Raw genomic sequence first — 16,229 nt, forward strand, 5'->3', positions numbered from 1 at the left:
TCAGAGCAGGTGCGGTTCGGCGCGAAAGCGACAGGTCGGATCGTACGGCAGCGTGCCGGCAAAATCGGTGTCGGGCTTCGCGTGCACCTGGGCCGCGTAGACGTCCATGATCTGACCGCCGACCGCGCTCCACGAATAGACCCGGCGACATTCCGCGAGGCCGTCCTCAGCGAGACGCCGACGCAGCGGCTCGTCGGTGATGACGCGGGCGAGGGCATCGGCCAGTGCGACGACATCGCCGGGCTGGACCATGAGACCGTTCTCTTCGTCGCGCAGACAATCCGACACGCCCACCGAATGGGTCGAGACCACCGCGAGCCCAGCCGCCATCGCTTCCAGGATGGTGTTGGAGAACCCCTCCGCATAGGTCGGCGACACGAACACGTCGGCCTGACGATAGAGGTCCGGAACGGTGTCGTAATCGGCATATCCGGTGAAGCGGATTTCGCGCTCCGAAAAGTTCAACTCGGCCGCCAGGGCCTTCGACGAGTCCACATCCGGCCCGATCCCGGAAATGATCGCCGCGAATGGCACGCCGCGCGCCCGCAACAGGCCGAGCGCGTCGATGAAGTCGAGCACGCCTTTCCGGCGATCCACGCGGCCGTGGTAGAACAGGCGCACCGGGCCGACGTGACCGCCCGGACCCGGCGTGAAGCGCGCGGTGTCGACGGCACCCGGCACGATGGTGAAGCGGGCCGGGTCGGAGCCGAGCCGTTCGCAGACCTCGCCGACGAAGGATTGCCCGCCGATGAGCAGCGCGTTGGCGTGGGCCAGAACGGCGCACATGGCGACGCGGTGAGTCTCGCAGCACGAGCCGACCCAGTGGCCGTCTCCGCCCTGAATCGAGACCACGTTCGGCACGCCGATCGCCTTCGAGGCGAGCAAAGTCGCCCAGCCGGTGGGGTAGCCGTACTGCGCGTGCAGGATGTCGAAGGGCGTTTTCGCGTGCTCGGCGACGATGGTGGCGACCATCGTCTCGATGTCGCGCTCGAAATCGCCGTCGGTCTGCTCGCCGATCTGTTCGAGGCCGATGACCTTGACGCCGGGAACGGGCGGAGGCGGGCCGCCGCCATAGACCCGGGTACCGAACGCATCGCCGCGATACTGGCTGATCATCGTGACCTCATGGCCCGCCGCCACGAGTTCACGCAACAGGTTCTGCGCATAGACGCTCATGCCCGAGATGGCCGGGAAGTAGCGCCGGCTGACGAAGCAAATCCTCACGCGTGCGGCTCCGCCCTGTGCTTGCGGCATTCCTGCAGGAATTTCAGCGAGGCCGGGATCATCACGTCGGCCCGGTGGCTCTCGCGCGAGAGTTCGACGCAGATCAGCTTGGAGAAGCCGATGGCGTCGAGGGCGTCGAGCACTGCCGGCACGTCCATGTCGCCTTCACCGAACGGCAGGTGGATGTGCTGCCCGCGCTTCATGTCCTCGATCGCCACGGTGCCGATGCGATCGGCGAACTCGGCGATCGCGGCGACCGGCTCGCGCTCGCCGGTGACGAGGCAATGGCCGGTGTCGAGAGCGAGGCTCAGTCCTTCCACCGACAGGGCTGCGAAATCGTCGAGGGTCTCCACCAGCATGCCGGGCTCCGGCTCCAGGCACGGCACGATTCCGTGCTCCCGCGCATAGGCCGCGACTTCGACGAGGCCGTCCTGGAGCCAGTGCCTGGCCTGCTCGCGGTCGATGCCATCTTTGGGTACCCCGGCCCAGAACGACACCGCCTCGGCGTGCAGGATCGCGCCGATATCCACGGCGCGCTTGAGGAAGCCGATGCGGCGGGCGCGGCCGACGGCATCGCCGCTCACCAGGGTCGGCTCGTGCTTCATCTTCGGGTCGAGAAGAAACCGGGCGCCAGTCTCGATGACGCAGCCGAGGCCGAGGCGCTGCATCCGGCTCGACAGCGCCTGCGCGTCCTGCACCCAATGCTCGCCGAACGGGTCGAGGTGATAAATGTCGAGGGTGAGGGCGACGCCCTGGTAGCCGGCCTCGGCGATGAGATCGACGGCGTCGGTGAGGCGGTGGTTGGCCGCTCCGTTGGTGTTGTAGGCGAAGCGAAGACTCATGCCGCCCTCCCCTGCTGGGCGAGGCGGAACGGCGCGTGGTGCGATTCCGGCTCGCGGTAGAGTGGATAGTGCGCGCCGACGATGGTATCCGCCAGCGCCGTGTCGAACAGCGGCTGGCCGCCGAAGCGTTCGATAGCCTCCGGCGTCAACTGCACCGGACGCAGGGTCTCGCTCTCCTCGCCGAAGCGGATCAGCGGATGATCGCGCTCGAGGAGTTTCCGCGCGTTGCGCTCGCCGATGCGGTGGTAGCTCATGGTTTCGACTTCGAGACCCGGCACGATTGCCTTGACCACGCCGATACCGCCGCCGGGCGGCGCGCAATCGACATAGAGCACGTCGAACCCGGCCTGTTCGAGCCGGTCGCGGGCGATGCGGCCGCGCGCGTGGCCATCGGGCGCCGGTGTGGTCGGCAGCTCCGAAAACGCCTTGGTGCTGCGCTCGGAATAGACCGTCTCGCGCAGGTTGGCGGCCAGATCTTCGGGCGGCAGCACGATCCACTCGAGCATGGCCTTGAGCGCCCGGCTCTCCTCGAGATCGAGGCTCGGCAGGGCCTTGTCGATGAACGCCTTGACGTAGCCCGGAGGCGTGACGCGTTCGGCGAAATCGAGGGGGCCGTGGCCGAAGGCCTTGCGCACCCGCGCCGCTTGGAATTCGAGCAAAGCCTTGCGCAAGGCCCGCTCGCGATCGGGATCGCAGGCCTCGCCGCAGGCCGAGAGCGCGATGGGCACGGGGGTGTCGGCCAGATTCCGGTCGTAGCCGACCACGTAGATGTTGGTCAGTCCGAACTGGTCGGTGGCGAATTTCGGCAGCGCCTTGATGCCGAGCGCATCGAGACGGTCGAGCATCGCCCGCGTCTCGGGGCCGAGCCCCTCCGAGACGTCGAGCATCACGCCTTGGTCGAGGGCCCGGAACAGCAGGCCGTTGCCGTCGCGCTGCAGCAGTTCGAGCAGGCCATGGCCCAAAGCGAAGTCGATGTCCGGGCCGGCACCGAGACCGTTGGTGATGAGGTTGGTGAAGGGCTTGTAGCCCTCGGACAGCTCGAAATAATCGGTGGCCGCGATGTCCAGCGGCATCAGCACGGTCTCGCCGGTCCGGGCGCGCACGGTCTGGGTCCATTCGAGCGGCGTGGCGCGGCCGACCGGGCTTCCGGCGGGGAGGCACAGGGTCAGGGGATCGGCGACGGACTTCGCGCCGAACACCTTCACGAGGTCGTCGTAGCTGCCGCGCTCCTTCTTGCGCGGCATCACCGCCAACGACGGCATCAGGTTCTCGGCGATCTCCGCGACCGCGCCGATCAGTGCCTCGTCGTCGGTGGCGCCGTAGCCGATGCCGCTCGGCATCGCGCCGACGAAGAACGGATCGTCGAGAAACAGCGAAACGAACCAGACCGGAATCCCGGTGCGGTCGAGGGGTGCCAGCGGGAAGCCGACGATGCGGCCCTTCGGCAGGATGTCGAGATAGGCCCGCACGGGCTCGGGCAGAGTGGAGGGTAGGCCCTCGATCTGGCGCGGGCCGCCGTAAGTATAGGCGCGCGGCGACTTGATCCGGCTGTGGCGGGCCCGGTCGTCCTGGTCCTGTTCGGTCAAGGTCTGTGTCCGTTCCTCAAGGCAATGCGGCGTAGGCGCGGGCCAGCAGCCGCATCGTGTGCAGGTCGCGCGTCGCGCTGTAGGCCGCGCGTTCGTCCGGGCGACGCAGGGCCGAGCCGAATGCCCGCACCTGTTCGAGGAACGGCGAAGCCTGCGTATCGAAGGCGATAGGTTGGAACGTCCCGCTTATACCGTCGGTGAACGTCAGTGAACCGCCGGCCACCTGCCCCATCGTGTCGATGGCGGTGAGCTGCCCCTCGGTGCCGAGCACTTCGAGGCGGCGCCGTGGCAATGCGTCCGGACAATTGTAGGCGACATGCAAGTTGGCGAGGATGCCGGAGGCGGTGCGCCCGATCAGCAACGCCCCGTCGTCCACCGCATAATCCTGCGCCCTGGCCTGGGTCAGGGCCGCGAGATCGACGATGGATTCCCCGAGGAGGAAGTCAATAAGATCGAGCCCATGCGGTGCCAGGTCCATCAAGGCACCGCCACCGGCCTTCAGCGGGTCGATGCGCCAATTGTCCTGCCCGGCGAACGAGGTCCAATCCCGATGCAGCCAGCAGGCATAGACGATGCGGATCGTCGTGACCGTTCCGACACGGCCTTCCGCGATGAGGTCGCGTAGCGCCCGGTGAGCCGGGTGATGGCGCTGGTCGAACGCAGTCGCGTAGAAAGTGCTGTGCCGGTCCACCGCCACAACCATCGCCTCGGCATCGGCCAACGCGGCGGCCATCGGCTTCTCGCACAGGATCGCCTTGCCGGATGCTGCCAAAGCCTCGACAGCCTCGCGATGGAGGTGGTTCGGCGTCGCGACATAAACCGCCTCGACCTCGGGATCGGCGATCAGTTCGGCGACGCTTTCATAAGCGCGGGCCCCGTGGGCCTGCGCCGCCGCGCGCGAGGCCAGGCCCGGATCGGCGACGGCGACGAGGCGATGCCCGGCATCACGGATGCCCGGCGCCATGTAATCGCGCGCGACCCAGCCGTAGCCGACGATGCCCCAACCGACCCGATCGCCCATCACCACCGCTCCGGCAGGTCGACGAACTCGCGGACGCGCACACGGGTGGCCTCCGGCGTGTTCTCGCCGCCGGCCCAGTCGAGGGTCTCGGGGCCGGCCGAGTGCATCGGATAGGTGGCGCGCGCGGCGTATTCCGCCTCATAGCGCTCGGAGGGCCAGTGGATGGCGTATCCGCCGCCCGGCTCGGGCACGTAGAGCGGATTGAGGCGCAGTTTCGCCCCCTTTCGCGGCAGGGTGATGCCATCGAGGATCGGACGTGGCGCCGGACGCATGCCGGGGCCGGCCACCACGGAAAACGCCTCGCATTGCTTCAGGTCGAGGGGTGCGCGCGGCGACGGCGCCCGCTTCTCCACCAGAGCCCGGGTGAGTTCGGCGTCGTCATAGACAAGGCCATCGGGAAACAACTCGTCGATGTCGAGCGCGGACACCGCGCGTCCCGCCGAGAAACCGGGACAATCGCTGTTGTGGATGTGGCTCAACGCCAGCCAACCGTCGTCGCCGGCATTCTGGCGAAGGCAATCGAGGACCTCGGCCTTGCCGTCGAGAAAATAGAAGGCATCGTTGCAGACCACGAGGTCGACCGGCGCCTCGGGGATCGGCCAATGCGCCGACCCGGCATCGAAGCAGACGAACTGTGCCTTCGGGCCCACAACCCAGTGCCGGGCGACCCAGAGCTTGGCGAAGACCACGTCGGCGCCGGCGACCTTGATGCCGCGCAGGGCAAATTCGCGGAGATACTGGCCGATGCCGCAGGCGAATTCGAAGACGCAGACCGGATCGTTCCAGTGCGCTTCCAGCAGTGCCAGCCCGGCGAGATAGGTCGGGTCGCTCCAGCGATTGACGAAGTAATCGCCGACGCGGCCCCAGCCGAGGAGGCGAACCGCATCGCGCAGGGTCAGCTTGGCGTTGTCACGCACCAATTCATGCAGATCGAGGGGGTCGGCCGGCGGGCCGGTCCACCAATCGTCCTGATCGGCGAGCAGACCCTCCAGGGCAAGACCGCGCTCTCCGGTATCGAGGAGCTTGAGCGTCTGCCGGACGAGGTCCGCACGATTGGTCCTCAGATACGGAATCCCGTCGATCACCGGCCAGCGGGCGCCGGATTCGGCCTCCCGCAGCGAATGCGGGGTATCGGCCTTCAGAGGCTCGCCGGTCTCGGGCGAGTGAAGCATGAAGGGAATCATGGCATTGCATCCACGCGATCGACCGTTCGGATCACGGGATGCGCATATCCTTGAGCACGCGGTCGTGGAACCCCTTCACCGGCCCGGCATGGACGAGTTCCATCTCGTCGAGCACGGTGTCCATGGTCAGGGTCGCCGCACGCAGGTGCTGGGCGATCTGCAGAACCCGGTCGATGCAATCGGCCGAATGGAAGGCACCCCCCTCCGCAGTGGCATCGTCGGAAAGCACCGCGCGGGCGCGCGCAACCGTCTCGCGCAGGGCCGGGTCGAGTTCATCGAGCGCCCATTGCGTGGTGCGGGCCATGATCGGCAGAAGATGATCGCCGAGCAGCATCTCGCCGGTGAAACCGGCATCCGGCATCGCCGCGTTGTGGAAATGGTGGCTCATGGCGGCGAGGAAAACGAGCGTCGGATCAGCTCGGTAGAACGGGCTCAGCACCACGCCGTAGACCGCCACCATCAGGCAATGCTCGGCGTGGTTCTCGGGCGGTTCGAGCAGAATCCGTGGCTTGCCCGGACAGGTGACGCCGGCCCGGGGCTGCTGCGCCAGAGCTGCCACGAACACCGGCACTGGACCGGCGACGAAATCTTTCGGGTCTCGCAGCGACTCGCGAAGGCGGTCGCGAAGTCCGCCATCGACCTCTGCCGTCACGTCATCGAAGCCGGCGACCAAGACCGTCGCCGCATCCGCGGTCGAAAGTCCGGCCGATTCCAGAAAGGCGGCGTCGAGATCGCAGAGGCGCGATGCCGCCAGCGTCTTGGCGGTCACGTCGAGCGCCACGTCCTCGGCCGACGCGCCTCCGGTGAGCGCGCTCCAGCCCTGAGCGAACAGGCGCTCGGCGATGGAGCCGGTGCGCCCGGCCGAATGCACGCGCTTGAGGTCGTTGAGTTCGACGAGCAGCGCGCGCAGCGCCAGGGGAGCGGCCGGACCGCCGCTCTCCGAGGTCATGGACATCAGTTCACGCCGAGCCAGTCGAGCAGCATGGTCTGCTGCTTGCCGAAATCATGCTCGGGGCTTTCGCCGCTCGGCATCATCGGCGCCTTGAAGAAGGTCGACAGCTGCTGCTGCGGCCCACCGTCGCCACGCTTCTTGGCGAGATCGAGGACTCGAGCGATCTCGATCACGAGCGGTGCGGCCAGGATGGAATCCTTGCAGAGGAAGTTGACCTTGATCTGCATCCGCTGGCCCATGAAGCCGCTGACGTCGATGTTGTCCCAGGCTTCCTTGTCGTCGCCGCGCGGCCGGTAATAGTGGATGTGGACCAAGTGGTCCTCGACCGGATAGCCGAGGATCGAGTCCAGCACCGTGCCCTTGGTGTTGAGCTTGGACTGCAGCGAGTCCTTGTCGTTGAGGGCGAGACCGTCGCGATTGCCGAGGATGTTGGTGGAGAACCAGCCATCGACATGGAGCGCGCGGGCCTTGAAGGCCGGCGCCAGCACCGTCTTCATCATGGTCTGGCCGGTCTTGCCATCCTTGCCGGCCACCGGAACGTTGAGCTCCGTCGCCATCTGCAGGAGGGCGGGCACGTCGGCCGCGACGCTCGGGGTGAAGTTGGCGTAGGGGATGCCGCTCTTGATCGCCGCATAGGCGTACAGCATCGCCGGGCTGATCGATTCGTCGCTGGAATCGAGCCCCTTCTCGAAGGCGTCCACCGAATTGAGCGTCGCGACGGTCAGATCCGGCCAACGCTCGGTGGATGCCAGGTTCACGACCACCACCGCGTCGAGATTGCTCTCGAGGCGGAAACGGCGAAGGTCGTTGGCGATGACCGAGACCGCCTCGCGGTGGTCGGCGGCGACGATGCGGTTGCCGCCCTCGATGTTCTTACAGAACTTGGCGCTGCCCACCGCAGGCCACGGCTTGATGCCCTTGAGCACCTGCGCGCCGTTCTCGATATCCTGCTTCGTCAGCACGCCGTGGCCGGTGGCGGCGGAGGCGAGATCGTCGTCGTTCAGGTCCCAACCACCGAACACGAGGTCCTTGTAGTCGGCCATTCCGGCCACGGAGAGGCCTGCGAGCGGCAATCCATCGAGTCTGTTCGATCCGGATTTGATCATCTCGATGCCTGCGATGGCGGTGGTGGCGACAGCGCCACCCATGCCAACGAACGCTACGCCGACACGGCGACCGGTCTGCATGGTCATTGGGACAAGGCTTCCTTCATTGGGTCCGCGGGGCGTCAGGCTCGACTTTGGAGAGCGCACCCGTATGGCCCTAGCTAACTGGGCTCGTATTGCTTCGTTCCAAGCCCTCGGGGAAACGCCTTTTTGCCGCGGTTGGTCTGAACACGACCCGAACGAAGGGTTAAATATTCGTGAAAACAGAGCCTTAACCGTCCGTTAAGCCTGCCACGGTTGAATCACCGAGCTGTCCCAATCTGGTCACAGCGACCGGCGAGACGTCCCCTCGCTGAACTGACAGATCGAAGCCGCGCCCACGAAGGCGGCGGCACGAACAAGGACCAATGATGGGGTTTTTCCCGGAGCCGGCGCTCTGCGCCGACGACGTGAGCCGTCTCGTGCCCAACGAGACCTTCAATGCAGATTGTACCGTGGCCTGGCTGCCGCGGACCGAGCGCCGCGCGCGCCACACGCTTTCGATCCTGGGTCGTCGGACCCTTGCTATCCTACTGGCCGGCCTCGTCATCGGATCGAGCCTGCCGCAGAACGCAGTCGCTCCGGCGGCCTTCGCCCATGACCGCATCGACGAAAGCGCCATTGCGGCGCGCAGCATCACGCAAGCGGAAAGCGCTCAGAATGCCGGCGACTGGCTCGGGGTTCCCGTCGTCGAGCAGGAACCCGCGACGTTGGCGCTGATCGAGACCGATCTCGCTACCCTGGCCCCCACTCGGGATGCGGCAGGCACCGAGCGCCTGCGCTTCGGCGCCATGGAAGTGCCGCGCGAGATCGTCGATACGATCCTGCGGGCGGCCACCGAGACCAATGTCGATCCGGTCTACCTGATGGCGCTCGCCGATAAGGAATCGAGCTTCTCGACCACGGTCCGGGCCGCGACCTCCTCGGCCGAGGGATTGTTCCAGTTCCTGTCGACCACCTGGCTCGAACTGATCCAGACCTACGGCGCCCGCCACGGTCTCGCTACGGAAGCGGCCGCCGTCACCGGGCGCGGTCCCGCGATCACGATTTCCGACGAGGCGACGCGCACGCGCGTGCTGCGCCTGCGCCAGGATCCCTACGTCGCCGCCCTGATGGCCGGTGAGCTGATCACCCGCGACCGCGGTCGGATCGAACAGCGCATCGGGCGCGATCTGACCACGGCCGAACTCTATTTCGCGCATTTCCTCGGCACGTCGAGCGCCGGCCGCTTCCTCGCGCTCACCAGCGAGAAGCCGGATCAGGTGGCCAAGCAGGTGTTCAAGGCCGCCGCCCGCGCCAACCGTAGCCTGTTCACCGAAAAAGCCGGGCGTGGCCGCCGCAGCCTGACCATGGCCGAAGTCCGCGAAAAGATCGGCGGCATGATCGACCGGCGCCTCGACCGCTACGAAGGCGTCGCGGCGCTCGTCGCCCCGGTCGTCGCCGAGGCGATCCCGGACGCAGCCAAGCCGGTGGAGCGGGTGCGGGTGACCGAGGCGACGGCGCCGTCCGACGAGTAGACCTCCGGCAGGGGTATCAATGCCCGGCAGGAGCTTCGCCCCCGCGTTTGACGTTGCTGAGAATCATTGCCAGCGGCACCGCCGAGGCCGAGACGAGGCAGAGCGCCCAGAACACGTCGATATAGCCCCAGAACGCCACCTGATTCTGGAGCTGCTGACCGATCCAGGCGATGGCCTGGCTCTGGGCCTCGACGCCGGTGGCGCCGTGGGCCTGGAAGTACTGCGTCACGGATTTCAGCGTTGCCTGGTAGTTCGGATTGGCCGCGTTGATGCTCTCGCCGAGCCGGCTCTGGTGAAATTGCTGACGGTAGGCCAGCACGTTCTGCGCGAGGCAGACGCCCATCGAGCCGCCGACGTTGCGGGCGACGTTGATCAGCGCGGACGCCTGATCGGTCTGCGACTTGTCGATACCCTCGTAGGACGCCGCCGTGATCGAGATGAAGATCATCGGCAGACCGATGCCGATATAGACGCGGGACCACGCGAAGAACCCGAAGCTCACGTCGCCATAGAGCCGGGTCAGATCATACATGGCGAAGGCCACGATCGCCGCGCCGCAGGCGATGAGATATTTCGGCTGGACCAGCCCGGAGACGCGCCCGATCACCAGCATCATGACGACGGTGACGAGGCCGCCGGGGGCCAGGACGAGTCCGGCCAGGGTGGCGGTGTAACCGAAATATTCCTGCACGAGCTGCGGGATGAACTGCGTAGTGGCGATCAGGATGGCGCCGGTCGCCATCATCACCAGGAAGCACGAGCCGAACTGGCGCGAGCCGAGCAGCTTCAGGTCGATCACCGGGTTCTTACGGGTCAATTCCCACGGGATCATCGCCACGAAGGCGACTGCGCTGATCACCGCGAAGACGATGATGAAGTTCGAGCCGAACCAATCCTTGCGCTGGCCTTCGTCGAGGACAACCTCGAGCGCCCCGAGAAAGGTCGCGACCAGGATGAACCCGACGACATCGAAGCGCACGCCCTGCCGGCGCAAGCGTTTGCGCTCCGCCACCGCGCTCGGCGGGTCCTCGAGCAGCAGGTTCATCAGCACGAGTGCGACGATGCCGATCGGGCCGTTGATGAGGAAGCACCAATGCCAGGACACGTTGTCGGAGAGCCAGCCGCCGAGGGTCGGCCCGACCACGGGGGCCACCACCACCGCGAGACCATAGAGGGCGAAGGCCTGTCCGCGCTTGGCCGGCGGGAACGAATCCGCCAGGATCGACTGGGCCAGCGGCGCCATGCCGCCGCCGCCGAGCCCCTGGAGCACGCGGAAGGCGAGGAGTGATTCGAGGTTCCAGGCAAAGCCGCACAGCACCGAGGCGACGGTGAACAGGGCGATGCTCCACATGAAGAACGCCTTGCGGCCGAATCGTTTGGCGAGAAAGCTCGATGCCGTGAGCACGATGGCATTGGCGACGAGATAGCTCGTCACCACCCAGGCCGCCTCGTCCGGCCCCACCGCGAGGCCGCCCGAGATGTAGCGCAAAGCCACGTTGGCGATGGTGGTGTCGAGCACCTCCATGAAAGTGGCGAGCGACACCACGAGTGCGATCGCCCATGGGTTGTGACCGCCGGGAGCTTTGGCCTGGGTGTCGGCCTTCGGCTTGGTCTGGGTGTCGGCCTTCGGCTTGGCTTGCGATCCAATCCGAGAGGCAGCAGGACCCGACTTCGCCCGTCCACCGCCGGCCGCGCCGGCGCCCGCACTCATCGCACGTGGACCTTGGGGACGATCGACATGCCCGGGCCGATGGCGACGTCGGTTGGCCACGCGTCGACGACGATCTTGACCGGGATGCGCTGGACCACCTTCACGTAATTGCCGGTGGCGTTCTGGGCCGGCAGCAGGCTGAAGGCGGTGCCGGAGCCCGGCTGCACCGACTCGACGTGCCCGGTGATCTTGCGATCGGGATAGGCGTCGATGGCGATATCGGCATGCTGGCCCGGCCGCATGTCGGCGATCTGCGTCTCCTTGTAGTTGGCGATCACCCAGATATCGTCGGGAACGAAGGTCGAGAGGGTTTGCCCGGCCTGGGCGAACTGACCCTTGGCGCCTGAGAGCTGAACCACGCGTCCCGCTTGAGCCGCCGTCACGGTGGTGTAGCCGAGGTTCAGGGTAGCCTGCGCCACCTGCGCCTCACCCATGGCGAGGTTGGCCTGCGCCCCCGCCTTCTGCGCTTCGAGCGCACCGATCTGGGTCTTGGCGGCGAGCACGCTCGCCTGGGCACTCTTCAACCCGGCCTGCTGCTGGTCGAGGGTCGATGTCGAGGATTGCGAGCGCTGGATCGTCCCGGCACCGCGCTCGGCGAGGTCGCGGTAGCGCGCGGCATCTTCCTGCGCGAATTTCAGCGAGGCCTCGGCTTGCGTCACCTGCGCCGCGGCCACCGCGACCTGCGCCTGCTGCCCGGCGATCTGCGCGTCGAAATTGGCAATCGACGCCTTTGCCGAGGCCACCTGCGCTTTGGCCTGCGCGAGAGCGACGTCGTAGTCGCGCCGGTCGATCTGGAACAGGGTGTCGCCGGCCTGAACGTGCTGGTTGTCGGTGACCGGCACCGCCACGACGTAGCCGGCGACCTTCGGCGAGACCGAGAATTGCCGGGCATCGACGAAGGCGTCGTCGGTGGATTCGAACGGATGGAGCGCCAGAAGCCAGTAGAGATACCCGGCGATAGCCAGCACAACGATGCCGAGGACGATGGCGGCGGTCCAGAGCGGGTGGCGCCGGATCAAGCCGGGCTTGGCCGTATCGTCCTCGGCGTCCGCGTCGTCGGACGCATCGGATTGCGGCGCGTCGTCCTCCGCCGCCGGCTGGTCCTGGTCCTGGCCGTCGCGCGCTTGCGGTGGCTGCTCGTGACCGCCGACGTCCATGATGTCACGATCCGGCTTGCCGCTCGCGGACACGTCGGCCTTGGGCGCATCGATAGTTGGCGCAGGCCTGCCGGCTTCGCCTTGCTGCTCCTCGAGCATGTTTCGCTGTCCAACCCCGGCGTCGCGGACATCGCCGCAATGCCCCCTAGCCCGCCTCGATACCCTCAAGGGACGCCAAGTATTTTAGTTCCGGCCGCGCGGATGAACCGCAGACGGGCCCGGCGCAGGAGCGGATGGGGAACGCACGTAGGCGAGCGGCGTTCACGCGGCAGGGACAGCCGGACGGTGATGTACGGTTTCCGACGTGGTCCCCAGTAACGGAGTGATGCGATGACCTCGGGAACACCGATCCAGCCCACCGGCGGAGACACACGGACTTCGGTCGTACCGCCGATCGGGCTTCAGCGCCTCGACGCGATGAGCACCGTGCTCGCCCGCAACTGGTGGCTCGTGGCGCTTCGCGGCATCGTCGCCATCGCCTTCGGCATCGTCGCCTTCGCGGCGCCCGGCGCGTTCGTGCTGTCCTTGGTGCTGTTCTTTTCCGCCTACATGCTGGTCGACGGCCTCGTGACCATCGTCGCCTCCGTGCGCGCGGCACAGCATCACGAGCGCTGGGGCTATCTCCTGGCAGAAGGCATCCTCGACCTCATCGTCGGCGTGGCCGCGATCCTCGCGCCGGCCGCCGCGGTGTGGGCCTTCGTCTACCTCGTCGCACTCTGGGCCCTGGTCACCGGCGGCCTGATGCTCGCCGCGGCGTTCCGGTTGCACCTGCATTACGGGCGCTGGTGGCTGGCGCTCGGCGGCATCGTCTCGGCGCTGTTCGGGCTGGCGCTGCTCATCAATCCCAGCATGTCGGCCCTGGTGCTGACCTGGTGGTTCGGCGGGTATGCGGTGGCCTTCGGGATCATGCTGCTGATCCTCGCCTTCAGCCTGCGCGGACGCCACGATGCGGCGGGCCGGCCACTACCGGCACCCCGCGCCTGAACCGAGTATTGCACCACCCGGCGGATTCCGGAGACAAATCCGACGTGGATGCGCTGGAGATCGGATCGGTCCGTCCGTTCCGACCGGCTCCCCTCTGAAGCGCGAGGGCGGCGGAGAGGGGTGTTCCCACTCTCCGATGCGGCTACACAGCTTGGACCGTCCTTCTCCGTCAGGGGGAAGGTCCCCCGCTCAGGACGCCTCGATCTCCGGGGCCCTCATCCGGATTGTGTATGAACCCCGTCGATCCGGAACGACCGAACTCCGAGCGTGCTCCACCCACCGGCACGTCCAATCAGCAGGAGGCGCAAGAGGCCCGAGCGGCGGCACGCGAGGCGGCGGCGGCGGCCCGCACCCTCGGGCGGCAGCTCTGGCTTCTCGTCGCGAGCGGCGCGCGCAGCGCCGGTCGAGGGGCTAGGAGCGCAGCGCGCGCCACGGGGCCGGCCGCCCAACGCTTGATGCGGCGGACGCCGCGCCCCGCACCAGTTGCACCCACGGCAACCGCGTTGTCCGATATTGCGGTGCCGCCGGTCGGCAGGGCGGCCCGCCTGCGCGCTCGTCCGGTTGTCGCCGCTCTCCTCGCCGTAATCGCCCTGCCGCTGGTGCTGCTTGCCGGGCTGGTGATCTACAGCTTCCTCACCCTTCCGCCGCTGGGTGGCGTGGTGCCGGAGGTGGGCCAACGCGCGCTCACCGTCGAGGCCGACGATGGCAGGGTCTTCGCCACCCGCGGGGCGTTCCAGGGCCAGAAGCTCGTCGCCGCCGACATGCCGCCTCATCTCGCCCAGGCGGTGGTCGCCATCGAGGACCGGCGCTTCTATTCGCATTGGGGCGTCGACCCGCGCGGCCTGATGCGGGCGATGTGGCGCAACGCCGTCGGCGGCGGGGTGCGCGAAGGCGGCTCGACCATCACGCAGCAATATGTCCGCCTCACTTCGCTTACCCAGGAAAAGACCCTGCGGCGCAAGATCCAGGAGGCGTTCCTGGCCCTGCGTGTCGAGAGCACGCTGTCGAAGGACGACATCCTGCTCGGGTACCTCAACACCGCCTATTTCGGCGCCGGCGCCTACGGCATCGATGCCGCCGCCCGGCGCTATTTCGGCAAGGGCGCCAAGGCCCTGACCCTGCCGGAGGCCGCGATGCTGGCCGGGCTGGTGCGCGCGCCGTCGCAGCTCGCCCCCACCCGCAATTTCGGCGGCGCCAAGGAGCGCGCCGACGTGGTGCTGCAGACCATGGTCGAGACCGGGGCGATCACCGCCAAGGAGGCCGACACGGCGCGCGCCCAGACCATCACCCTGCGCACGCCGCCCGAGACGCCTCAAGGCACCAACTACTTCCTCGACATGGTGGCGGCCGAGGCCAAGAAGCTCGCCGACACCACCGGCGACGTCACGGTGCGCACCACCCTCAACCTCGATCTCCAGAGCCTCGCCGAGGGCGTGGTCGCCCGGCGCCTCGACGCGGAAGGGCCGAAGAAGAAGGCCTCCCAGGCCGCCATGGTGGTGCTCAACAAGGAGGGCGCCGTCCTGGCTCTGGTGGGCGGACGCGACTACGAGGATAGCCAGTTCAACCGCGCCACCCAGGCCAAGCGTCAGGCCGGGTCGCTGTTCAAGCTGTTCGTCTACCTCACCGCCTACGAGAACGGCTTCACGCCGGAGACCGTGCTGGTGGACCGCCCGGTGCAGATCGGCGATTGGGAGCCGCAGAATTCCACCGGGCGCTTCAAGGGCGCGATGCCGCTGCGCTCGGCCTTCGCCCAGTCGGTGAACACGGTGGCGGCGCAGCTCGCCGACGAGGTCGGCATTCCCGCCGTCATCGCCACGGCGCGCAGCCTCGGCGTCGTCTCCGACCTGCCCAACGTGCCGAGCCTCGCCCTCGGCTCGGCGGAGGTGACGCTCCTCGAAATGACCCGCGCCTATGCCGGGGTGCTCGCCGGGGCGGCGCCCATCGATACCCATGCCATCCATGCCATCCGGGGCGGCGCGCCCGAGCCGCTCTATCTGCGCGCCGAGGCGAAGCCCGGCACCGCGTTGCCCACCGAGGCTCGGGCGATGATGCTGGATTCGCTCCAGGCCGTGGTCGATGGCGGCACCGGCAAGGGCGCCCGGGTCTCCGGCATGCCGGTGGGCGGCAAGACCGGCACGACGCAGGATTACCGCGATGCCTGGTTCGTCGGGATGACGCCGGACCTCGTCGTGGGCGTCTGGGTCGGCAACGACGACAATGCGTCGATGAACCGGGTCGGCGGCGGCGACATCCCCGCGAGCCTGTTTCGCGATTTCGTACAGCGCGCCTCGGCGCAGATGGCGCGCGGACGCAAGCGTCCGCCTGCCGCCGCACGGGCCGAACCGGCCCCGGCCAAGGAGGTCGCCCCGGCCGTCGCGCCCGGGAACGGCGTCCGCGGCGTACCGGAGGTGATCGATACCGGGACGCTCGCGTTCCGCGGCCGGACCGTGCGCCTGCTCGGCGTCGAGGGCGAAGGCGGGGCCTTGGCACGGCAACTCGCGCGCTACCTGCGCCGGCGCGAGGTCGTGTGCACGCCCGCGGCGGCGGATACAGGCGCCGCCCCGCTACGCTGCCAACTAGAGGGCGACGACCTCGCCGCGCTCATCCTCGCGGCCGGCGGCGCCAGGGCGTCGGACGATGCGCCGTCCGATCTTCTCGCCGCCGAGGAGCAAGCCCGCTCGGAGCGCGCCGGATTGTGGCGGCGGGAACGGTAGAGTCAGCGCGTCGCGACTTGTGGAGTCGACTGGGCCCTCGCGCCGTCTCGGGTTTGCCTCAAACCGGCTGACGATCTCGGTGGGTAAGGGCGCAACAGGTTCCCTCTCCTTCCAGGAGAGGGGACCGGCGCTTGAAAGAAATGGAAGCTATCAAGCCGCGAACGTTCAAGTTTTACCTTTTCGATAGCAAGC

Annotated in this window: 12 protein-coding genes; 3 read left to right on the forward strand and 9 right to left on the reverse strand. The window is 67.7% G+C overall.

Annotated elements, in window-relative coordinates:
• Genes G3T14_RS09880 through G3T14_RS09910 form a run of 7 tightly spaced genes read right to left on the reverse strand, consistent with a single transcriptional unit; the run spans nucleotide 1 to nucleotide 8,002 of the window.
• Nucleotides 1-1,224 (reverse strand): glycosyltransferase family 4 protein, encoded by a 1,224-nt coding sequence (locus tag G3T14_RS09880; RefSeq protein ID WP_163642204.1) that lies wholly within the window; start codon nucleotides 1,222-1,224, stop codon nucleotides 1-3.
• Nucleotides 1,221-2,066: a sugar phosphate isomerase/epimerase family protein gene (locus G3T14_RS09885; protein ID WP_163642206.1), complete on the reverse strand. Its 846-nt coding sequence runs from the start codon at nucleotides 2,064-2,066 to the stop codon at nucleotides 1,221-1,223. Before G3T14_RS09885 ends, G3T14_RS09880 begins: the two co-directional genes overlap by 4 nt.
• Nucleotides 2,063-3,652: a YcaO-like family protein gene (locus tag G3T14_RS09890; protein WP_163642208.1), complete on the reverse strand. Its 1,590-nt coding sequence runs from the start codon at nucleotides 3,650-3,652 to the stop codon at nucleotides 2,063-2,065. Before G3T14_RS09890 ends, G3T14_RS09885 begins: the two co-directional genes overlap by 4 nt.
• Before the next feature lie 16 nt (nucleotides 3,653-3,668).
• Nucleotides 3,669-4,673 carry a Gfo/Idh/MocA family oxidoreductase gene (locus G3T14_RS09895; protein ID WP_163642210.1) on the reverse strand — a complete coding sequence of 335 codons (1,005 nt, stop codon included), beginning with the start codon at nucleotides 4,671-4,673 and terminating at the stop codon, nucleotides 3,669-3,671.
• On the reverse strand, nucleotides 4,673-5,857 hold the full coding sequence (locus tag G3T14_RS09900) for a class I SAM-dependent methyltransferase (protein ID WP_163642212.1): 1,185 nt from the start codon (nucleotides 5,855-5,857) through the stop codon (nucleotides 4,673-4,675). The genes G3T14_RS09895 and G3T14_RS09900 overlap by 1 nt, the downstream gene beginning before the upstream one ends.
• Nucleotides 5,858-5,888: 31 nt before the next feature.
• The gene (locus G3T14_RS09905) at nucleotides 5,889-6,806 is read right to left on the reverse strand and encodes a hypothetical protein (protein ID WP_163642304.1); all 918 of its coding nucleotides are present in this window, start codon (nucleotides 6,804-6,806) and stop codon (nucleotides 5,889-5,891) included.
• 5 nt (nucleotides 6,807-6,811) lie between these two features.
• Complete coding sequence (locus tag G3T14_RS09910) at nucleotides 6,812-8,002, reverse strand: inositol-3-phosphate synthase (RefSeq protein WP_163642214.1); 1,191 nt, start codon at nucleotides 8,000-8,002, stop codon at nucleotides 6,812-6,814.
• Nucleotides 8,003-8,322: 320 nt separating this feature from the next.
• Here G3T14_RS09910 and G3T14_RS09915 point away from each other — a divergent pair, with 320 nt between their 5' ends.
• Nucleotides 8,323-9,471, forward strand: a complete 1,149-nt coding sequence (locus G3T14_RS09915; protein ID WP_163642215.1) for a transglycosylase SLT domain-containing protein — start codon at nucleotides 8,323-8,325, stop codon at nucleotides 9,469-9,471.
• A gap of 16 nt (nucleotides 9,472-9,487) precedes the next feature.
• On the opposite strand, the gene G3T14_RS09920 is transcribed toward G3T14_RS09915, so the two are convergent.
• Nucleotides 9,488-11,182 carry a DHA2 family efflux MFS transporter permease subunit gene (locus G3T14_RS09920; RefSeq protein WP_163642217.1) on the reverse strand — a complete coding sequence of 565 codons (1,695 nt, stop codon included), beginning with the start codon at nucleotides 11,180-11,182 and terminating at the stop codon, nucleotides 9,488-9,490.
• Entirely contained in the window at nucleotides 11,179-12,438 is a 1,260-nt protein-coding gene (locus tag G3T14_RS09925) for an HlyD family secretion protein (protein ID WP_163642219.1), read from the reverse strand. The genes G3T14_RS09920 and G3T14_RS09925 overlap by 4 nt, the downstream gene beginning before the upstream one ends.
• A 231-nt stretch (nucleotides 12,439-12,669) precedes the next feature.
• On the opposite strand from G3T14_RS09925, the gene G3T14_RS09930 reads away from it, so the two are divergent.
• On the forward strand, nucleotides 12,670-13,323 hold the full coding sequence (locus tag G3T14_RS09930; protein ID WP_163642221.1) for an HdeD family acid-resistance protein: 654 nt from the start codon (nucleotides 12,670-12,672) through the stop codon (nucleotides 13,321-13,323).
• A gap of 230 nt (nucleotides 13,324-13,553) precedes the next feature.
• On the forward strand, nucleotides 13,554-16,037 hold the full coding sequence (locus G3T14_RS09935; protein ID WP_163642223.1) for a PBP1A family penicillin-binding protein: 2,484 nt from the start codon (nucleotides 13,554-13,556) through the stop codon (nucleotides 16,035-16,037).
• The last annotated feature ends 192 nt before the right edge of the window (nucleotides 16,038-16,229 follow it).

The sequence above is a fragment of the Methylobacterium sp. BTF04 genome, assembly GCF_010692745.1.
Classification (GTDB): Bacteria; Pseudomonadota; Alphaproteobacteria; order Rhizobiales; family Beijerinckiaceae; genus Methylobacterium.